Source organism: Terriglobales bacterium (assembly GCA_035937135.1).
Taxonomy (GTDB): domain Bacteria; phylum Acidobacteriota; class Terriglobia; order Terriglobales; family Acidobacteriaceae; genus DASYVL01.
Genome location: DASYVL010000032.1, coordinates 1 through 20,446, shown reverse-complemented (window position 1 = coordinate 20,446; position 20,446 = coordinate 1). Strand labels below are relative to the sequence as shown.

18 protein-coding genes are annotated in these 20,446 nt (G+C 65.7%); 10 read left to right on the top strand and 8 right to left on the bottom strand.

Features of this window, described 5'->3' with window-relative positions:
• The first annotated feature begins 159 nt into the window (after positions 1-159).
• The 4 genes from VGQ94_01620 (at position 160) to VGQ94_01605 (ending at position 4,835) form a co-directional block, all read left to right on the top strand.
• Complete coding sequence (locus VGQ94_01620) at positions 160-600, top strand: CBS domain-containing protein (protein HEV2021206.1); 441 nt, start codon at positions 160-162, stop codon at positions 598-600.
• A gap of 128 nt (positions 601-728) precedes the next feature.
• Positions 729-2,159: an FAD-linked oxidase C-terminal domain-containing protein gene (locus VGQ94_01615; protein ID HEV2021205.1), complete on the top strand. Its 1,431-nt coding sequence runs from the start codon at positions 729-731 to the stop codon at positions 2,157-2,159.
• Complete coding sequence (locus VGQ94_01610; GenBank protein ID HEV2021204.1) at positions 2,156-3,535, top strand: FAD-binding oxidoreductase; 1,380 nt, start codon at positions 2,156-2,158, stop codon at positions 3,533-3,535. Before VGQ94_01615 ends, VGQ94_01610 begins: the two co-directional genes overlap by 4 nt.
• A 4-nt stretch (positions 3,536-3,539) precedes the next feature.
• Entirely contained in the window at positions 3,540-4,835 is a 1,296-nt protein-coding gene (locus tag VGQ94_01605) for a heterodisulfide reductase-related iron-sulfur binding cluster (GenBank protein HEV2021203.1), read from the top strand.
• 33 nt (positions 4,836-4,868) lie between these two features.
• On the opposite strand, the gene VGQ94_01600 is transcribed toward VGQ94_01605, so the two are convergent.
• The 4 genes from VGQ94_01600 to VGQ94_01585 form a co-directional block, all read right to left on the bottom strand.
• Positions 4,869-5,252 carry an ACT domain-containing protein gene (locus VGQ94_01600; GenBank protein HEV2021202.1) on the bottom strand — a complete coding sequence of 128 codons (384 nt, stop codon included), beginning with the start codon at positions 5,250-5,252 and terminating at the stop codon, positions 4,869-4,871.
• A 106-nt stretch (positions 5,253-5,358) separates the two neighbouring features.
• Positions 5,359-7,314, bottom strand: a complete 1,956-nt coding sequence (gene acs / locus VGQ94_01595; GenBank protein HEV2021201.1) for an acetate--CoA ligase — start codon at positions 7,312-7,314, stop codon at positions 5,359-5,361.
• A 56-nt stretch (positions 7,315-7,370) separates the two neighbouring features.
• Complete coding sequence (locus VGQ94_01590; GenBank protein HEV2021200.1) at positions 7,371-9,548, bottom strand: thioredoxin domain-containing protein; 2,178 nt, start codon at positions 9,546-9,548, stop codon at positions 7,371-7,373.
• Positions 9,549-9,646: 98 nt separating this feature from the next.
• Entirely contained in the window at positions 9,647-10,669 is a 1,023-nt protein-coding gene (locus VGQ94_01585) for a M20/M25/M40 family metallo-hydrolase (protein HEV2021199.1), read from the bottom strand.
• A 40-nt stretch (positions 10,670-10,709) separates the two neighbouring features.
• Here VGQ94_01585 and VGQ94_01580 point away from each other — a divergent pair, with 40 nt between their 5' ends.
• Together VGQ94_01580 and VGQ94_01575 are read left to right on the top strand one after the other, a co-directional pair.
• Positions 10,710-11,369 carry an alpha/beta fold hydrolase gene (locus VGQ94_01580; GenBank protein ID HEV2021198.1) on the top strand — a complete coding sequence of 220 codons (660 nt, stop codon included), beginning with the start codon at positions 10,710-10,712 and terminating at the stop codon, positions 11,367-11,369.
• A gap of 8 nt (positions 11,370-11,377) precedes the next feature.
• Positions 11,378-12,721 (top strand): DUF4147 domain-containing protein, encoded by a 1,344-nt coding sequence (locus tag VGQ94_01575; GenBank protein ID HEV2021197.1) that lies wholly within the window; start codon positions 11,378-11,380, stop codon positions 12,719-12,721.
• Between the two features lie 60 nt (positions 12,722-12,781).
• Here the strand turns inward: VGQ94_01575 and VGQ94_01570 are convergent, their stop codons facing one another.
• Positions 12,782-13,321, bottom strand: a complete 540-nt coding sequence (locus VGQ94_01570; protein ID HEV2021196.1) for a hypothetical protein — start codon at positions 13,319-13,321, stop codon at positions 12,782-12,784.
• A 197-nt stretch (positions 13,322-13,518) separates the two neighbouring features.
• On the opposite strand from VGQ94_01570, the gene VGQ94_01565 reads away from it, so the two are divergent.
• The 3 genes from VGQ94_01565 (at position 13,519) to VGQ94_01555 (ending at position 16,284) form a co-directional block, all read left to right on the top strand.
• Entirely contained in the window at positions 13,519-14,376 is an 858-nt protein-coding gene (locus VGQ94_01565; protein ID HEV2021195.1) for an NAD(P)-dependent oxidoreductase, read from the top strand.
• 248 nt (positions 14,377-14,624) lie between these two features.
• Positions 14,625-15,236 carry a DUF4190 domain-containing protein gene (locus VGQ94_01560; protein HEV2021194.1) on the top strand — a complete coding sequence of 204 codons (612 nt, stop codon included), beginning with the start codon at positions 14,625-14,627 and terminating at the stop codon, positions 15,234-15,236.
• Positions 15,237-15,369: 133 nt separating this feature from the next.
• Complete coding sequence (locus VGQ94_01555; protein HEV2021193.1) at positions 15,370-16,284, top strand: fatty acid desaturase; 915 nt, start codon at positions 15,370-15,372, stop codon at positions 16,282-16,284.
• A gap of 62 nt (positions 16,285-16,346) precedes the next feature.
• On the opposite strand, the gene VGQ94_01550 is transcribed toward VGQ94_01555, so the two are convergent.
• A complete protein-coding gene (locus VGQ94_01550; protein ID HEV2021192.1) occupies positions 16,347-17,726 on the bottom strand; it encodes a M24 family metallopeptidase in 1,380 nt (459 codons plus the stop codon).
• Between the two features lie 28 nt (positions 17,727-17,754).
• Positions 17,755-18,543 (bottom strand): SDR family oxidoreductase, encoded by a 789-nt coding sequence (locus VGQ94_01545; GenBank protein ID HEV2021191.1) that lies wholly within the window; start codon positions 18,541-18,543, stop codon positions 17,755-17,757.
• Between the two features lie 153 nt (positions 18,544-18,696).
• Between VGQ94_01545 and VGQ94_01540 the strand changes: the two genes are divergently transcribed.
• Positions 18,697-19,125 (top strand): hypothetical protein, encoded by a 429-nt coding sequence (locus VGQ94_01540; protein HEV2021190.1) that lies wholly within the window; start codon positions 18,697-18,699, stop codon positions 19,123-19,125.
• Between the two features lie 5 nt (positions 19,126-19,130).
• Here the strand turns inward: VGQ94_01540 and VGQ94_01535 are convergent.
• On the bottom strand, positions 19,131-20,446 hold a 1,316-nt coding region (locus VGQ94_01535; GenBank protein HEV2021189.1), incomplete at its 5' end, for a sodium/proton-translocating pyrophosphatase.

Genomic DNA, 20,446 nt, shown 5'->3' with positions numbered 1-20,446 from the left:
ATTTCCGGCGTACGATTCGATTACAAAGCGTCTTTTGGTCTGTGTGGGGAATCACAGCGCGAGGTCTACAATCGGCGCGTGATGCTCATCAATGCCGATTCCCTCATCTTGGATGCCTTCGACGTGGATGCGGAATAGGCGCGACCCTGGGGAGGACTGATGTCAAAAATCCGTGAGCTGCTCAATGACCGGCCCATCTTCCAGGTGGAGGCCGATCAGTCGGTCCTCGAGGTCGTGCACTACATGGTGGACCACAACATCGGAGCCGTCCCCGTGCTGCGCGATGGCGAGCTGGTGGGCGTGTTCTCCGAGCGCGACCTGATGAAGCGAGTGGTGGCCGGCGCCCGCAGCCCCGGCTCTACCAAAGTCTCCGAGGTCATGACCCCGCGCCCGCACAGCGTCTCGGTGGAGGAGAGCATCGAGAACTGCATGTTCCTCATGCGGGAGCACGGCTTCCGCCATCTGCCTGTGGTCGAAGGCAAGGAACTTAAGGGCTTCCTCTCCCTGCGCGACCTGCTGCTGCATAACCTCAGCGAGAAGGACAGCGAATCGCGCATGATGAGCGACTACATCCAGCAGACCAGCTCCCGCAAGACCTGAGGCCCACGCTCCGTGTCAGCCCACGCCTTCAGGCGTGGGAAAAGCAGCGAACAAGGATGCGGCTTTAGCCGCTGTGCGCGCCTCCCTGTCCGCGGCCCGATGCTAGAATTGCGCGCGGGAGCCTTTCCATGCACTTTTCCGCGGTCGTAAAGCGGCTCAAGAAGATCGCTGGCGCCGACGCGGTCCTCGAGCGCGAAGAGGACCTCATGCTCTACGAGTACGACGGCGGCTTCAGCCGCGGCACGCCTCGCGCTGTCGTCTTTCCCCGGACCACCGAACAGGTTTCCCACATCATGCGCCTGGCGGTGGAGAGCGGCGTGCCCATCGTGCCGCGCGGCGCCGGCACCGGACTGAGCGGCGGCTCCATCGCCCGCAGCGGCGCCATCGTGCTGGGCTTCTCGCGCATGAACCGCATCCTGGAGGTGGACCTCGCAAACCAGCGCGCCGTGGTGCAGCCCGGCGTGGTCAACCTCGACCTCTCGAACGCGGTCGCGCGCGACGGGTTCTACTTCGCCCCCGACCCTTCCAGCCAGAAGGCCTGCACCATCGGCGGCAACGTCGCCGAAAATTCCGGCGGGCCGCACACTCTGGCCTACGGCGTCACCGTGAACCACGTCACTGGGCTGGAGGTGGTGCTGCCCAGCGGGGAGGTGGTGGAGTACGGCGGTAAGGCCGCCGAAGCCATGGGTTACGACCTCACCGGATTCTTCGTTGGCTCAGAAGGCACGCTGGGCATCGCCACCAAGATCACCGTCAAGCTCACACGCCTGCCGGAATTCGTGGCCACGCTGCTGGCCATCTTCGATCGCATCGACGATGCCGCCCGGACCGTCGCCGCCATCACCGCCGAGGGCATCACCCCGGCGGCGCTCGAGATGCTCGACGGCTGGACCCTGCGCGTGGTCGAGGAAGCGACGCACGCCGGCTATCCGCTGGATTCGGGCGCGGTGCTGCTGATCGAGCTCGAAGGACTGCGCGAAGCGGTGGAGGAGCAAGCCGAGGCGGTGGGCGAAGTCTGCCGGCGGCTGCGGGTGCGCGAGCTGCGCCGTGCCCGTGACGAGCAAGAGCGCCAGCGCCTGTGGGCGGGACGCAAGAACGCCTTCGGCGCCGTGGGCCGCATCTCTCCTTCTTATTACGTACAGGACGGCGTCATCCCGCGCACGCGGATCCCCGACACGCTGCGGCACATCGAATCCGTCGCCAAGAAATATTCGCTCACCATCGGCAACATATTCCACGCCGGCGACGGCAACCTGCACCCGCTCATCCTCTTCGACGTCCGCAACCCCGAACAGACCCGGCGCACCCTCGACGCTGGGCGCGAGATCCTCGAGTACTGCGTGAGCGTGGGCGGCTCCATCACCGGCGAGCACGGCGTGGGCATGGAGAAGAACGAACTCATGCCCATGCTCTTCACCGACGATGACCTCGAGGTCATGGCCCGGCTGCGCAACGCCTTCAACCCGGATTTTCTCCTTAATCCGCAGAAAATCTTTCCCACTACCCGCAGTTGCCGGGAGACGATGGGCGGGACGCTGCCCGGCGGAGTCCCGCTATGAGCGCGGCGGAGACCGCGGTTTCGCTGGCGCGGGAGCTGGCGGCCATCGTGGGCGAGGAGCACGTCCGCGAGGATGCCGCCGCGCTCGCCGGCCTGGCCGTCGAGGAGGTCGCGCCCGCGGTGGCGGTAGCGCCCGGCTCCGCTGAAGAGGTCGCAGCCGTCCTGCGCTTCGCCTCCGGCCACGAACTGACCGTCGTTCCCGCGGGCGGATTCGCGCGGCAGGGAATCGGCGGCGTGCCCGAGCGCGTGGACGTCGTTCTCGAAACCCGCCGCCTGGCCGCGCTCGAGCACTACGACCCCGGCGACCTCACTCTGGGCGCGGGCGCCGGGATGACTCTCGCCGCGCTCGATGAGAAGCTGGCGGCGAATCAGCAGTTCATTCCCGTCGCGTCGCCGCGCCCCGAGCTGGAGACCCTCGGAGGCCTGCTGGCCACGGCCGCCTCCAGCCCGCTCCGCCACGGCTACGGCGGCCTGCGTGACTACTGCATCGGCGTGCATTTCGTCACCGGCGACGGCCGCATCGCCAAGGGCGGCGGCCGCGTGGTGAAAAACGTCGCCGGATACGACCTGATGAAGCTCCTCATCGGCAGCTTCGGGACGCTCGGCGTCATCGTTAGCGCGAACTTCAAAGTCTTCCCGCGCCCGCGCCAGACCGCGACCTTCGCGTGCGACTTCGCTTCGGCGGCGGAGGCCCTTGCTTTCCGCGACCGCTTGCTGCGCTCTGCGCTCAGTCCCATCTGTCTGGAACTGGTTTCACCGCGCGCCGAGGAATACCTGCGCGAGGCTCCGCCGCCTCGCAACGTGGACGACCTCCACCCTGTGGCTCCGGTTGAGCTCGAAGCCGGCGCATGGCGGGTGCTGGTGCGCGCCGCCGGCTCCGATGCCGTCCTCGCCCGCTACCGGCGCGACCTGAGCAGCGCCGTTTCCGAGGAACTGGCCGGCGAGGCCGATGCTGCCTTTTGGCGCCAGTTCCTCCGTTTCGAAGACGCCGTGCTGAAGCGCCATCACAATGCCATGATGGTGAACGTCAGCCTGTCCTTGAGCGCAGTCGCGGGCGCGCTCGCCGCCGCCGAGCGCGCTCTGGACAACAACTTCCTGCCCGCCGCCGTCGGACGCTTCGGCGCGGGCTCGCTGGCGCTCGCCTTCCTGCCGCTGCTGGTGGACCCGCCCTCGGCCATGCAGTACGTGGCTGCGGTGTCGGCATTTCGTGGAGCGCTGCCGCGCGATGCTTCGGCGGTCGTGGTCCGCTGCCCCCGCGAGGCCAAGCTGTACTTCGACGTCTGGGGATCGTCGCCCACCGATCGGGAATCGATGCGCAAGGTGAAGCGCGCGCTGGACCCGGCCGGCGTCCTCAACCGGGGAAGGTTCGTGGTCTGACGCCGTGGCTACCAGCGCCCAACCCGCAGCGTCGAACTTCGCCGGCTCCGACCGTCCGACCTGGGAGCTCTACTCGGTCTGCATCCACTGCGGGCTTTGCCTGAACCACTGCCCCACATATCGCGTGCTGGGGCTGGAGGCGGATTCGCCCCGCGGCCGCATCTATCAGGTGTTGCAGGCGGATTCGGGACGGCTGGCGATCGGCGACTCCTTCGTCACCCACATCGACCGCTGCCTCGACTGCCGCGCCTGCGAGACCGCCTGCCCCTCCGACGTCGAGTACGGACGCATCGTGGAGCGCGCCCGCGCGCAGATCGAGCAGCACTACCGGCGGCCGTGGCTCACGCGCCGGATGCGCCGCTACGTCTTCAGCACGGTCTTGGGGGACTATCGCGTGCTCGCACGCTGGGGGCACCGGCTGCGCTGGTGTCAACGCTCGGGACTGGAGAAGTTTGTGCGCGCCACCGGGATCTTGAAGCTTCTCGGATTGGCGGAGATCCAAGCGCTCGCCCCGCGCATCGACGAGGATTTCTTCTTCGCCGAGATCGGGAGAACCTTTCCGCCCGAGGGTGAGCCGCGCGGGCGCGTGGCCTTTCTCGCGGGATGCATCTCAAGCGTCGCCTTCGCCGAGCTGAACCGGGCGACCGTGCGCGTCCTCACCTGCAACGGCGTCGAAGTCTCGGTGCCCGAGGGGCAGGGCTGCTGCGGCGCGCTGCACGCGCACGCCGGCTTCCGCGAAGAGGCCCGCTCGCTCGCACGCCGCAACATTGATGCCATGCTCGACGACCGCTTCGACGCCATCGTCACCAACGCCGCCGGCTGCGGCTCGACGCTCAAGGAGTATGACGACCTGCTTGCCGAGGACTCGGACTACGCTGAGAGGGCCAAGCGCTTCGCGGCCAAGGTGAAAGACGTGACCGAATTCCTGGCGGAGCTCGGTCTGCGTCCACCGGCGAAGAAGCTCGCCGCGCGCGTCACCTACCAGGACCCCTGCCACCTCGCCCATGGCCAGAAGATCCGCTCCGCGCCGCGCGAACTGCTGCGCGCCGCTGGGGCCGAACTGGTCGAGATGCCGCACTCCGACCACTGCTGCGGCTCGGCCGGAATCTACAACGTCATCGAGAACCAGCTTTCCATGCAGATCCTCGACGCCAAGATGGAAGACGTGGCTTCGGTCCCTGCGGAAGTGATCGCCACCGCCAACGTGGGCTGCATGCTGCAGCTGCGCGTCGGCGTCCAGCGCCGCGGCCTCAAGATGGACGTGAAGCACGTGGTGGAGCTGCTGGACGCGGCCTACTGAGCGCATCCCGCAGAGACGTAGCCTGCTGCGTCCCTACACTAGGTCGGCGGCCTTGTTCACATCCGATACGCCCATGATGATGAGCGCGCGGCCTTCGCCCTTCACGATGGAGCCGTAGGCGTAGTTGATGTTGATGCCGTTGTCGGCCAGCTTGCGCGTGGCTTTGCCTAGCGCGCCCGGGCGGTCGCCAAGCCGCACCGCGACCGCGTCTTCCTCGCGGTAGGGGATCTTCAGTCCGTCGAGCACCTTCTTGGCGGTGGCGTGGGGCGTGGCCACGATGCGGATGCCTTCCTTTTCGTCTCGAGAAGCCATGATGGCGGTGATGTTCACCGCTACCTTGGCCAGCTCCGAGCAGATTTTGGCCAGCGCGCCGGGCTTGTTCTCAACCTGAATCATCAATTGCGTGATCTTTGCCATAGAGTCTCCTTATTGGAAAGCTGTCATCCTGAGCGAGCCGGGGACCCCGCGCGGTTCTTCGAGCGCGGGGTGGCGAGTCGAAGGACCTGGGTTTTCGCAGCTTGCTTCATTTCTTCTCCCGGAGGATCTCTTCTTCTTCTTTCCCCTGCTGGCTGAGCTGAAGGATGACGTTGTAGTCCTCGAGCGTAGTGGTATCCCCCGAAACCGAGCGCGTGGTGACGATCTCGCGCAGCAGGCGCCGCATGATCTTGCCGGAGCGCGTCTTGGGCAGCGACACGACGAAGTGGATGCGCTCCGGCCGGGCCAGCGCGCCGATCTCGTGCGCCACCCACTCGCGCAGCTCCTGGGCGACGCCGTCGCCCGTCAGCGCATCTTTCTTCAGCGTGACGAAGGCGTGGATGGCCTGGCCCTTGAGCTCGTGCGGCGCGCCCACCACCGCCGCCTCGGCTACGCTTGCGTGCCGGACCAGCGACGACTCCACCTCCATGGTGCTCAGCCGGTGGCCGGCGACGTTGATCACGTCGTCCACGCGGCCCAGGCACCAGATGTAGCCGTCCTCGTCGCGCGTAGCCGCGTCGCCGGTGAAATATTTGCCCGGGAAGCGCGACCAGTAATTCTCCTTGTAGCGCTCCCGGTCGTTGTACAGCGTGCGCATCATCGCCGGCCAGGGCTGGGTGAGCACCAGGAAGCCTTTGCCCACGGCGACGGAGTTACCAGCATCGTCCACCACATCGGCGGCCACGCCGGGCAGCGGACGCGTGGCCGAGCCCGGCTTGGCGGGCGTGGCCCCCGGCATGGGCGAGATCAGGATGCATCCCGTCTCCGTCTGCCACCAGGTATCCACGATGGGGCAGCGCTCCTTGCCGATTACCTTGTGGTACCACTTCCACGCCGTCGGATTGATGGGCTCGCCCACCGTCCCCAGCAGGCGCAGCGAGGAGAGGTCGCGGCCCTCCGGCCAGCCGTCGCCCTGGCGGATAAACGAGCGAATGGCCGTCGGCGACGTATAAAGGATGCTGACCCGGTACTTCTCGATGATGCGCCAGATGCGGTCGGGCTTGGGCCAGTCGGGCGCGCCCTCGTACATCAGCAGGGTGGCGCCGGCGGCCAGCGGGCCATAGACCACATAGCTGTGCCCGGTGACCCAGCCGATGTCGGCGGTGCACCAGTAAATGTCGCCCTCCTTCAGGTCGAAGACCCAATCGAGCGTGGCCAGCACCTGCGTGAGATATCCGCCGGTCGAGTGCACCACGCCCTTGGGCTTGCCCGTGGTGCCCGAGGTGTAGAGGACGAAGAGCGGATGCTCGCTGTCCAGCTCCTCGGCGGGGCAGACCTCGGAGACGCCGGTGGTGAGGTCGTCCCACCAGTGGTCGCGCCCGGACCTCATCTGGGTGAGCGTCCCCAGGCGCTTGTGCACGATGACGTGGCGCACGCTGGGACAGCCGCTGGCCAGCGCCTCGTCCACGTTCTGCTTCAGCAGGATCTCTTTGCCGCGGCGCAGGCTTGCGTCCGAAGTGATGACGGCCTTCGCCTCCAGGTCCTCGATGCGGGTCTTGAGCGCCTCCGCCGAGAAGCCGCCGAAGACCACCGAGTGTGTCACACCCAGGCGGGCGCAGGCCAGCATAGCCACCGCCGCCTCCGGGACCATGGGCATATAAATGATAGCGCGGTCGCCGGCCTTGAGCCCCAGCGCCTTCAGTGCGTTCGCGAGCTTCGCCACCCGGCGCGCGAGTTCCTGATAGGTGAGGATGCGCTGCTCGAAGTTCTCGCCCTCCCACAGGATGGCTGCCTGGTTGCGCCGCGGCGTGGCGAGGTGGCGGTCCAGGCAGTTGTAGGAGACGTTGGTCTTTGCGCCGACGAACCACTTGGCGAACGGAGGATTCGACCAGTCGAGGACCTTCGTCCACGGCGTGAACCAGTGCACGGCTTGGGCGCGCTCTGCCCAGAACTTTTCGGGATCCTCGGCGGCGGCGCGGTAGAGACGCTCGAACTCCTCCATCGAGCGCACGGAGGCGCGCTCGGAGAACGCTTTCGGAGGAGGGAAGACTTCCGTGTGGTCCATTTGGGCTCCGCTCAGGAATCCGTAAATCTACCACGGCGAGCGGAAGAGGCGTTTGCTCAGCGATTCCCGGCTCCGGCGACCACCTCTTGCAACACCCGCCGCAATTCTTCCGGATCGCTCACCGGCGGGCGGCAGGCGAAGCCGGAGCAGACCACCGCGACCGTCTTTCCTTCCTTGACCGCGGGCAGGTTGGGGATGGTTTCAGCCAGCGCCGGCGGTAGATTCTGCGGCGCGGCCTCGCTGTCTCCCAGTCGCAACACTGCCTTGTTCAGCGCGAAGGCGGCGAGCGCCTCGGCGTGGAGCCGGTCGGCCAGCGCGTCGCTGCCCACCACGACAACCTCGATGTGGGGCGTAGAAAAGTAAACGCCGGCGATGCCGTAGGTCCCAGCGAACATGCCGTATTGCTCGGCTAATCCGGCGAAAACCTCAAGTGTTTCCTCAGCTTTTTCCTGGTAGCGCGAATCGTTGGTGTAGCCGAAGAGCCGCAGCAGCGCGATGGCCGCGGCGGAGTTGCCAGCGGGCGTGGGCGAGTCCTGAAAGGGCTTGCGGCGGGTGGCAAGGACGCCGAGCACAGGCGATTCTTGCGAGTCGCCCGGACGGCCGGGGGCGGCCGTCCCCACATGGGTCTCGCTGTCGAAGAAGCCGCCGGCGGTCGCATCGAAGAAGCGCTCGAGCATAGCGTCCGTGATCTTCTGCGCGAAGTGGTAGTAGCTCAGGCTGGCGGTGGTTTCATAGGCGTCCAGGCAGGCGAGCGCGGTGAAGGCGTAGTCGTCGAGCAGGCCGGCGACGTCGCGCTTGGCTGCGTTCGGGTCCGAGTAGGCGATCACATGGCGCAAACCCTTCTCGTTGTCCCACGCTTCCGCCAGGATGCGATCGAGGGAGCGCAGCGCGAAGCGCCGCGCCGGCTCCAGACCGAGCACGCGCGCGGCATCGAGATACGCCGAGATGCACAGCGCGTTCCAACTGACGTACACCGTCTTGTCCACGTAAGGCGCCGGGCGCTCGAGTCGGGCGGCGTACATCTTCTTCTTGGCGGAATCGAGGATGGTCTGCACTCGGTCCGGCGGTGTTCCCATTCGCACCGCAATGTCTTCGATGGAAGCTCGCTCGTGCAAGACGTTCTTGCGCTGGTTGTGGTGCATCTCGCCGACTTCGCCGATGTCGTAGTGCAGCTCGGCGACTTTTGATTCTTCCTCGGTGAGCGCCGCACGAGTTTCTTCCACAGTCCAGGTGAAGTAGTCGCCGTCATCTTCCAGATTGATGTCGGCGTCCTGCGAAGCGTAGAAGCCGCCGCGCTCGCGATCGGTGAGCCACTCATCCATCCAGCGCACGATGTCGCGCGCGACGTGCGCCAAGAATGGATTTCCCGTCGCCTGATATCCGTGCACGTAGTTCTTCAGCAGCTCCGAGTTGTCGTACGACATCTTCTCGAAGTGCGGCACCACCCAGCGCTCGTCCACCGAGTAACGATGGAAGCCGCCGGCGAGTTGGTCGCAGACTCCGCCGCGCGCCATCTTCTCCAGCGTGGTCTCGATCACGGTCTTCAGATTCGCTTCGCCCGAACGAGCGTAGCGATCGATGAGCAGATCCATGGTCGCGGGATGTGGGAACTTGGGCGCCGTGCCGAAGCCTCCGTTCTGCGTGTCGAACATGCGTACCGCGGCCTGCGAAATCTTCTCGATGATGGCAGGGGAAAAATCGGCGGAGCGTCCGGCAAACTGCTCGGCCTGGCTGAGCACGTTCATCACCTGCCCGGCGGATTCCATCACCTCACCGTGGCGCTCGCGGTAGCTGGCAGCGATCGACTCCAGCACGCGCTTGAAGCCGGGACGTCCCCAGCGCTCGTCGGGAGGGAAGTAAGTGCCGCCGAAAAAGGGCTGGCCGTCGGAGGTAAGGAAGGCGGTGAGCGGCCAGCCGCCCTGTCCGCTGATGGCCGAGACAGCGGCCTGATAGCGGCTGTCAATGTCGGGGCGCTCGTCGCGGTCCACCTTGATGGCGATGAACTCGCGGTTCACCACCTCGGCGATGACCGGGTTCTCGTAGGATTCGCGGTCCATCACGTGACACCAGTGGCACCAGACCGCTCCTATGTCCAACAAAATAGGCTTGTTATCGCGCTTGGCCGTGGCGAAGGCCTCCTCGCCCCACTCGTACCAGCGGACGGGCTGGTGCATGGCCGAGCGCAGGTAGGAGGAGGAGGCCTCGGCCAGGGCGTTCTTGGCTTCTGTGGTCACAGGGTTCCAGTGTATTCGTTTTTCACCACGGAGACACGGAGGGGGAGGGAAAAGGAAAAAGTAAAAAGGAAAAAGGGAAAGGGGCGCCGATAGGTGCCTCAGCCGATCAGCCGCTTGGCGATGGCGCAGTAGAGGTCCACGGCTTCCGCGAGCTGCTTTTTCTCGACGTACTCGCCCTCGGTGTGCGCCACGTAGATCGAGCCGGGGCCGAGGAGCAGCGGCTCGCCCCACTTCGAAAGCGCGGGAGTGTCCGTGGTGAAGGCGGCGACCATGGTGGGCAAGCCGTCGAGCGCGCGCAGCCGGACGAAGGGAATCTCCAGGACGAAGTCCACCTTGGCCAGGGAGCCCACCGCGGCCACGATTTCCTGCTTGAGTTTTTCCGCCGGGCTGACCAGCCGGTAGAGCAGATGCGCGCGCGCGTGGTCGGCGATGACGTTGGGCGCGCGTCCGCCTTCGAGGACTCCGATGTTGACTGTCGTCGGCCCCAGCTCGGGATCGCTCGGGAGTTTTACGGCACGCAAGCGCTCGAGCGCCGCCAGTAGTTTCTCGATGGCCGATTCGCCCAGCTCCGGATAGGCCGAGTGCGCCATCTTCCCACTGGCTGTGATCTCCACTCGCAGCGAACCTTTGCTCGCCACTGCGAGCTTGTTCTCCGTAGGCTCGCCGTTGATGAGGAACTTCGAGCCGGGCGCATGCTGGTTCGCGACCTTGGCGCCCGCGCTGTCGCGCTCCTCCCCCACAAGAAACAGCAAACCCACGGCAACATTTTCTTTGCGCAACTTCTCCGCCGCGGCGACCTGCGCCGCGATGATGCCTTTGGCGTCGCACGCGCCGCGACCGAAAATCTTATCCGCATCCTCAAAAGAAGGGAAGAAGGGTGGCACCGTGTCCATGTGGGTGGAGAAGACCACCGCGGGCCGCGCCTGCCCGCGCGGCGTGGCGTAGACGTTGAAGCGGTCGCCCTCCACCGGCATCTTCTGCGCGTCGTAGCCGAGCGCCGCCAGCTCCCGCACCAGCAGCTCGCCTACGGCGGCTTCGCGCCCGGTGGTTGAATCCACGTCCACCAGCTTGCGGGTTAGGGCGATGACGTCCACGGGAAAGAGGATAGCATTCAGCGCCACGCGCTCACTTCGTGCTGATAAGCTGACGCCTGGCTACTGCATGCCCGAGATTCGCTCCCTCTTTCTCTCCGGCCCGGCCGGCCGGTTGGAAGCCCTGCTGAACGCGGGCGCCGAGCGCGCCACGCACGCGGCGCTGGTGTGCCACCCCCATCCGCTCTTCGGCGGGACGCTGCACAACAAGGTCGTCTTCCGCGCCATGAAGGCGCTGAACGGCTTCGGCTTTCCCGTGCTGCGCTTCAACTTCCGCGGCGCCGGGCTGAGCGCGGGTGAGCACGACCAGGGCCGCGGCGAAGTCGAAGACGTGCGCGCGGCGCTCGACTGGCTCGACCGCGAATTTCATCTCCCCATCGTCTTCGCCGGTTTTTCTTTCGGCGCATGGGTGGGGCTGCGCGCGGCGTGTCCAGACGCGCGGGTCACAGCGCTCATCTCCCTGGGAACGCCGGCGGACGTGGAAGGCCGCACCTACGAGTACAGCTTCCTCCGCGACTGCGCCAAGCCCAAGCTCTTCGTCAGCGGGGCGCGTGACGAGTTCGGCCCGCCGGGCGAGGTGGAGCGCATCGTGGCCGCGGCGGCTGAGCCCAAGCGCCTGGTACGCGTCTCCGGCGCGGATCATTTCTTTGAGGGCAGCCTGCCCACGGTCCAAAGCGCCATCGAGGACTGGCTGCGCTCCATCCTTCCCAGCGCGGGCCAGCCGCTATAATCCCGCGCATGTCTTTTCAGCCGGAGGACGTCGGGGGCTTCCGCGAGATGCGGGAGACGGCGGAGAGCATCTTCCGCAACGCCCTGAAGGAGAGCAGCATCGCGGAGGCCTTCGACCGCCACCTCGACTTCGGCCGCGGCGTGCTGCGCGTGGCCGAAGACCTCTACCACCTGGACTCCTACCGGCGGCTGCTGGTGATCTCCATGGGCAAGGGCGCGCACGCCATGGCCCATGCGTTGGCCAGCAAGATGGGGACGCGCGCCGAGGGCATCGTGGCCGGCAGCACCGATCAGTCGGCGCAGGTCCCCGGCTTCCGTTACTTCTCCGGCGGACACCCGGCGCCCAACGCGGAATCGCTGCGCGCGGCCGCCGCCATCTCGCATTCGCTCCAGGCGCTGACCGCGGACTCGCTGGTGCTGTACCTGATCTCTGGAGGCGCGTCCTCGATGGTGGAGCAGCCCATCGACCCGGAGATCACGCTCGACGACCTTATCGCCACCCACCACGCACTGGTGTTCAGCGGCGCTCCCATCGCCGAGATCAACGCCATCCGCAAGCATCTCTCGGCGGTGAAGGGCGGGCGGCTGGCGTTGATGGCGGCGGCGGCGCAGCAGGTTTCCGTGCTGGTCTCCGACGTGGCCGACTCGGCGCTCGACGCGCTGGCCTCTGGACCTACCATGCCCGACCCGACCAGCGCGGACGACTGCTATCGCGTCGCCCGCCAGTACGGCATGCTGGCTAATTTCCCCGCCGCCGTGCGCCAGCTCTTCGAGACGCGCGCGCTGGAGGAGACGCCCAAGCCCGGCGACCCGCTTTTCCATCGCTCGCGCTGGTGGCCGGTGCTCTCCAACTCCACGGCGCTGAAGGCCGCGGCCAAGGCCGCCGCCGACTGCGGCTTCGCGGTGGATATCGACAACTCCTGCGACGACTGGGACTACGCGCGCGCCGCGGACCACCTGCTGGAGCGGCTGCGCGACCGCCGCCGCAACGAACCGCGCCTCTGTCTGCTTTCTGGCGGTGAAGTCACGGTCGAAGTCAAGGAGGGAGCCGGGGTGGGCGGGCGGAACCAGCACTTTGCCCTCTACTGCGCGCAGAAGATCGCCGGGGAGAACATCACCGTGCTCAGCGCCGGTACCGACGGGGTGGACGGCAACAGTCTGGCGGCGGGCGCCGTGGTGGATGGTTCCACGCTGGAGCGCGCCCGCGCACTCGGACTGAACCTGGCTCAGGCGCTTGCCGGCTTTGCCAGTCATCCCTTGTTCCGCGCCATCGGGGATGCCCTGATCACCGGGCCCACGGGAAACAACGTGCGCGACCTGCGCATCCTGCTGGCCTGGTCGCCGCCGTCCTGACCCCGAAGGGTGGGCCATCGGCCGGGCGGCGTGCGGTTGCCTCTGGTGTGGGGCGGCGGCTTACTTCGGTTTTACGAAAGTGAACGAGTCGAAAAACTTCGCTACCTTTTCAGTGGTGGCCCTCTCGCTGGCTTTGGGGAATACAACTTCTACCACGTAGATCCGGTCTCCCACCACGTAGTACCTGGCCAGAGCGATGTATTCCGCATCGTCGGAGCCCGTTGCTGCAACCTTGACTTCCCGTCCGGGATAGCCGCCGAGGCTGATTTCTTTCTCCGCCAGCAAAGTCCCCTTGATCTTGGAAATCATGCCGTCCCGGGCTTTGTCGAACGAGAATGTCATCCCGGTCTTGTCGAAGTATCCGATCAGGTACGCGGTGCCTTGGTCGGAGCTGGCCGCAAGGTGCTGAGTCACCTTCTCATTGGTTGAGGCAGTCGTTTCCTGGGTGCTCACCTCGGGCTGATTGGGGAACAGGACGCTGTAGCGGCCCTCGGCCGAGACGTACTTCACCCAGTCCGTCTTCTGCTGTTGCTGCTGCGGAGCGCCGAATGCGAGCACCGCGGTCATCAGAACCAGGGCTGTGGCTTTCGCTTTGTTCATGAAGCTCCTTTCAGAACGTTCCGGCAGCAGGGCAGGCGCGCCTTCCAGCCGGGGATGTGAGGCATGCCTCGCTCTTTTCCCTCGAAACCTTCATTCCATTCTACCGCGAAGGTTGTCATTCCGGGCGAAGCCGGATAGGTTCTAGAATCATGCGGCGTGAGCCGTTGAGGCAACGCCTTCTTTCGAATGAGGGAAACATGAAAGTCGCATTCTTGGGACTGGGAATCATGGGCGGCCCCATGGCCGCCAATCTGGTGAAGGCCGGGCACGAGGTCACCGTCTGGAACCGCACGCCGGGCAAGCGCGTGGAAGGCGCGCGCACGGCCGCCTCGCCCCGCCAGGCGGCCCAAGGCGCCGAAGCCGTCTGGCTCTGCGTCGCGAACACCGCAGCGGTCGAGCAGGTCCTGTTCGGCAAAGACGGCGTGGAGCCGGCGCTGCGCGCGGGCATGGTGGTGGCGGATTCCAGCACCATCTCACCCGCCTCAACCATCGAGTTCGCCCAGCGCATCCGCGCCCGCGGCGCCGACTGTCTCGACGCCCCGGTCACCGGCTCGAAAGCCGGCGCCGAAAGCGCTCAGCTCATCTTCATCGTGGGCGGCGCGGAAGCGACCATCGCCAAAGTCCGCCCGCTCTTCGATGCCATGGGGAAAAAAGTCCTGCGCATGGGCGAGAACGGCAAAGGCCAGGCCGCCAAGCTGGCCATGAACCTGATGATTGCTCTCATCTATGAGGGGTTTGCCGAGGCCTTGACGCTGGCCGGCCGGCTGGGGGTCGAGCCGGCCACGCTGCTCGAACTCATCCAGTCCTCCATGGTCCGCTCCGGCGTGGTGGACTACAAAGCGCCCTTCGTCCTGCGCCGCGACTTTTCCCCCAACTTCCCCCTGCGCCTCATGCACAAGGACATCCACCTGATGCTCGACGCCGCCCGCACGCTCGGCCTGAAGCTGCCGGGGATCGAGACTGTGGACCAGGTGTACGAACAGGCCTCCGCCGCCGGCCATGATGATCTGGATTACGCCGCCACGCTGATGACGGTGGAGACCAGTAGCGGGTAGTCAGTGGTATCCGAAGGTCGGGGGAGCACAGCTTTTCGTTTGACGGCGAGACCTCATCCGGGTTAAATGTGCGGCCGTCAGAAGCGGAGAGATGGAGGCTGCCATGTACTGCCCTCAGTGCGGACACCAGAATGGAGCGGAGAGCACCTCGTGCGGCAACTGCGGTCGGCCGCTGGTAGCGCCAGGGACGGCCCCGCAACCCCTCCCCGGCGGCGGGCGCTGCTGCGGCCGCCGCTAAAACCGACGGCATGGCGATAGCCAGCCTCGTCCTGGGATTGACCTGGATCCTGTGTGGCGGGTTGACTGCCATTCCCGCGATTATCCTGGGCCACATTTCCCGTTCCAAGATCAAGAAGAGCCAGGGCCGGCTTCAGGGCGACGGGATGGCATTGGCCGGCGTGATTCTGGGGTATATCGGTATCGGATATTTCATCCTCATCCTCGCTGCCATCGCCATTCCCAACCTGCTGCGCTCCCGCATCGCGGCCAACGAATCCAGCGCCATCGGAAGCATTCGGACCATAAACACCGCCGCGGTCACCTACGCCTCGGCCTATCCCACCATCGGCTTCTCGGCCAGCCTAGGGGCCCTGGGTGGCCCTGCTCCTTGCACCACGATGACCTCCACGACAGCCTGTCTGATTGATCAGGCCGTGGCTTCTGGCCAAAAGTCCGGATACAACTTTACCTACGAGGCCAGCGATACCAACGGAGACCAGGTGATGGACGCCTACCTTGTGCGGGCCGTCCCCGTCGTAGCAGGCACCACCGGGATGCGATCGTTCTGCAGCGATGAGAGCGGCGTCATTCGCTTCACGACGTCGGAACCCTGCACCAAGGAATCGCCGCCCCTGCAATGAAACCGGCTCGGTAGCGGCTGCCAGACATTGGCCCCTAGCCCCGGATTCGAAAAGCTGGTAGGGTAGAGCCACGGTTGTTTGAACCGGTTCTGAGCCCGAGTCGAGAGGCCCGAGTGGTAAGTCGAGGAGTGGAATGACACTGCAAGAACTGGCAATCGGCAGGCCGGGCAAGCTGAACTGGACGACCGCGTTTTTCATGGGCATGTTTCATGTGGGCGCAGTGGCCGCGCTGTTTTTCTTCAGTTGGAAGGCGCTGGCGCTTCTGATCTTCCTGAACTGGGTCTCGGGCAGCCTGGGCATCGGCATGGGATACCACCGGCTGCTCACGCACCGCGGCTACAAAACCCCGAAATTCATCGAGTACTTCCTCACCACCTGCGCCACGCTGGCGCTGGAGGGCGGACCCATCTTCTGGGTGGCCATCCACCGCATCCATCACGCGCGCAGCGACAAGGAAGGCGATCCGCACTCGCCCCGCGATGGGGGCTGGTGGTCGCACATGGGCTGGATCCTGGGAGGACAGTCCCGGCACCACGACACAAAGGTGCTGGCCCGCTACGTCCCCGACCTGGCCTCCGACCCCTATCACCGCTTCATCAGCCGCTTCCATTACGTCCCCATGATTCTCTTGGCGGGCGTGCTCTATGCCATCGGCGGCTTGCCCTTCGTCCTCTGGGGAATCTTCCTGCGGGTGACCGTGGGACTGCATTCCACCTGGCTAGTGAACTCGGCCACGCATATGTGGGGCAAGCGGCGCTTCACCACCACCGACATGTCGCGCAACAATTGGTGGGTGGCGCTGCTCTCCTTCGGCGAGGGCTGGCACAACAACCACCACGCAAATCCCACTGCAGCCCGTCATGGCCTGGCCTGGTATGAGATCGACATGAACTGGTACGGCATCCGCACCCTGCAGTTCCTGCACCTGGCGAAGAACGTCAAGCTAGCCAAGGTGACACAGCTGCCGGAGGAGGAAGTCCCGGGAGAAATTCCGGCGTGGGCTTCCGGCTCCGTCCCCAGCCCCAGCGCGAACGCCACCGCAGACTAGGTGGAAGAGCGGGCCTTCAGGCCCGGGTACAGATCCCCAAAGAAATAGGGCTTCAGCCCCGGTCAGATCTTGATCCAGCACCACTCCCGGGTGAGCGGCGTCTGATTGATCTGCTCGCCGCCGGTCTTGGTCACGCGCACCAGGTTGGAGTGGTTGTAACCGAAGCCGCCCTCCGGGTTGTAGAGGCCGGGCTCGTTGGAGAAGGTCATGTTCTCCGCCAGCACGGTGTCGTCGCCCAGCGCCATCCATGGCGCCTGATGGCCTTCGCTGCCCTCGCCATGCGCCGGGCGGTGATACACGTACTTCTCCAGGCCCGCGTCCTTGGCCAGCTTGAGCACGCCCTCGGCCACTTTGCTGCAGCGCACGCCCGGGAACATCAGCTTCTGCTGCTCCAGGGTCATGGCGTTGTGCGTATCCCACATTTTGGAATGCAGGTCGGTGACGCCCGGCCCCTCGATCTGCATGGCGCGATAGCCCTCTCCGCCATATCCGCCGATGTGGACCCCGGCGGCGATCTGGATGGCGTCGCCGCGCTGGATGCGCTGGTAGAAGAACTGGTTGGGATGAGGATAGGCGGTAGCCACGCCGGTGCGGCAGCTGAAGCCGACATCCACGCCCACGCCGGTGTGCGGGCGGCCGTCGAGCTTCAGATACTTCACCAGTTCGGCGGCGCCAAAGGCTTCTGTGGCGTGCGCGACCTCGAAGTCGGTGGCGTCGGTGCCGTGCGCCAGGATGTAGTCGCGGGCGAAGTCCATCATGCGGTCGTGCAGCGACATGCCCACACGGTCGAGCGCGATCTCCTCGGCGGTCTTCACCATGCGCATGTCGAGCAGGATGCCGCCGGGCGCGCTCCACACTTTTCGCATCTGCGGCGCCACCTTGCGCAGCGACTCGATCTGGTCGTCGCTGCCGTAGCTCTCGAAGGCGATGCGCTTCGTTCCGTAGCCGCGCTTCACCAGGCCGGCGAGCATCCATTCGAAAAGGTTCTCGGCGCTGCCCGCCACCCACATCACCGCGTTGTAGCCGCCATGGTGCAGGTAGTCGAAGTACCACTCGCGGTCCTTGATCCACCACGTGCCCCAGAGGTCGCGGTCGAGCCCGGGAAAGAAGATGGTGGGCTCGCCCTTGGTGGGGATGAAGAGCCAGATGGCGCGCTCGGTGCTGGTGGCAAAAGCGCCGGTTAGGTACTGGAGGTTGTCCGGTGTATGCACGATGGCGCCGTCCCAGCCTTTGGCCGCAAGCTTCGCCTGGAAGCGCGCGGTGGTGGCCTGGTGCCACTCCGCCGGCAGGCGAAAGGGCCCGGTGAGCGGCGGATAGGACTTTTTCGGCATGCCGCCGGCGTTATCTTCGGCGCGCAGCAGAGCGCGGGCGAGTTCGGTCGAGGCCACGGCTGCCGCGGCGGCAGCCAGCGAGGATGACTTCAAGAACTTGCGACGCTGCATGAGTTTCTCCTTTTACGAATGAGCGTTGTCATAAACCTTTGTAGATGCCGCCGTCCACCAGAATCGTCTGGCCGGTGATGTAAGAGGCGCGGTCGGAGGCCAGCCAGACGATGGTGTCGGCGATCTCCTCCGGTCGGCCCAGGCGGCGCACGGGGGCGTCCGCGGCCCAGCGCTCGTAGATCTCCTTCTCGCTGACACCGGCGGCGAGGGCGCGCGTGCCCGCCAACTCCTTCAGGCGCTCGGTGGCGGTGTAGCCTGGGGCGACGTTGTTCACCAGGATGCCGTCCTTGCCGAACTCATTGGCCAGGCTCTTCACCAGGCCGACCACCGAAGCGCGCACCGCGTTCGAAAGCACCAGGTCGGCGATGGGCTGCTTCACCGAGACGGAGGTGATGGTGATGAAACGGCCCCACCGGTTCTTCTGCATGTAGGGGATGGCGGCGCGGGCGAAGCTGACCACGCTGAGGAAGCTCAGCTCGACCGCCTGGCGCCATTCTTCGGGCGTGAGTGAGAGAAAGTTCTTCGCCGGCGGTCCGCCGGCGTTGGTGACGCAGACTTCCACGCGGCCAAACTTTGCAGCTACGGCCTCAACGAAGCGCGCGACGGCCTCGCCATCGGTGACGTCGAGCGGCTGGGCGAAGACCTCGGCCTTGTGCTTCTGGCGGATCTCCTCGGCGGCGGCGCGCAGCGTCCCTTCATTGCGCGCGCACATGGCGACGCGGGCGCCCTCGGCGGCGAAGGCCTCGGCGGTGGCCCGTCCCATGCCCTGGCTGGAGGCGGCCACGATGACTGCGCGGTTCTTGAGTCCGGTTTCCACGCTAGATGTTGGCGCGCGATTATAGCAATTCCGGTGTGGCGTCCGAGTCACCGCTGCCGGCAGCGCTCGCGCCGCACGGGCCGAGGGGTTGGCGGTATAATTTTCGAGGAGATTCTTTTCCCCTCGAGGCTCGCCGTGCGCAACTTATCCCGAATGCTCTCCTTGCTTGTGATCGTGCTTTTGGCCGCCTATGCGGGCAGCCAGTCCAAGTCTGCCCCCCTGGCCGCCGCCCCGCCGCAAGCAGGGCCGGCGGAGGCTTCCCCGGATCCGGATCCCCAGAGACGGCACATTCCGGACCTGGCGCCGCCTCTAGAAGACCGCTTCCGGCTCGAGCGGGAACAGGCCATGGCCCGCAAGCGCAACAAGGACCGCCAGGCGGCGCTCAAGCGCGACACCGACAAGCTGCTGGAACTGGCCACCCAGCTCAAGGAGTACGTGGACAAGACCAACGAGAACATGCTCTCGCTGGACGTGATCAAGAAGGCGGAAGAGATCGAGAAACTTTCGAAGAGCGTGAAGGAAAAAATGAAGGCCGACGAGTACTATCCCGCGGCAGGTTCCAACCCGAACGACCGCCGCTAGACTGGCTAGCGCGATTCCTTCAGCGGGATGCGCATGCCGTAGAACGAGCGCCACACAAAGAACGCCGAGATAGCAAAGAAGACCACCGCCAGCACCAGGCCCAGATCCGCGTGGTCCTGGGAGAGGCTGACGGCCAGTTCGACGGCTAGCAGGCCGAAGAGCGTGGTGAACTTGATCACGGGATTCATGGCCACCGACGAGGTGTCCTTGAACGGGTCGCCGACGGTATCGCCGACCACGGTGGCGTCGTGCAGCGCCGTCCCTTTCTGACGCAGTTGGGTCTCCACCACCTTCTTGGCGTTGTCCCAGGCCGCGCCCGCGTTGGCCATGAAGATGGCCTGGTACAGCCCGAAGAGCGCGATCGAGATCAGGTAGCCGATGAAGAAGTAGGGCTCCACGAAGGCGAAGGCCAGGGTCCCGAAGAAAACAGCGAGGAAGATGTTGAACATCCCCTTCTGCGCGTATTGGGTGCAGATCTCGACCACCTTTTTGGAGTCGGCCACCGACGCCTTCTCCGCGCTCTCCAGCTTGATGTTGGCCTTGATGAACTCCACCGCGCGGTAGGCGCCGGTGGTCACTGCCTGGATGGAAGCGCCGGCGAACCAGAAGATCATGGCGCCGCCGGTGACCAGCCCCAGGAAGAAGGGCGCGTGCAGCAGGGAGAGCTTGTCGGTGTTGACGGTGAGGCCCCGGGTGAGCGCCATGATGATGGAGAAGATCATGGTGGTCGCGCCCACGACCGCCGTCCCGATGAGCACCGGCTTGGCGGTGGCCTTAAAGGTGTTGCCGGCGCCGTCGTTGGCTTCCAGCATCTCCTTGGCGCGCTCGAAGCGGACCTCGAAGCCATTCTGCTGCTTGATCTCCGCCGCGATGTTGGGAACCTGCTCGATGAGCGAGAGCTCGTAGATGGACTGGGCGTTGTCGGTGACCGGGCCGTAGGAATCCACGGCGATGGTGACCGGGCCCATGCCCAGGAAGCCGAAGGCGACCAGGCCGAAGGCAAACACCGACGCCGCCACCATGACATGCTCCAGCCCCTGGGAGGCGAAGTAGTGCGCGAGGCCCATCAGCGCCACGATGGTGATGCCCAGCCAGTAGGCGGAGAAGTTTCCCGCAACCAGACCGGAGAGGATGTTCAGCGACGCGCCGCCCTCCCGCGACGAGGTCACGATTTCCTTGACGTGGGCGGAGTCCACCGAGTTGAAGACCTTGACCAGCTCGGGGATGACCGCGCCCGCCAGCGTCCCGCAGGAGATGATGGTAGCCAGCTTCCACCACAAGGTGTCGTCGCCGGCCAGGTGCGGGATGATCTCATACGAAG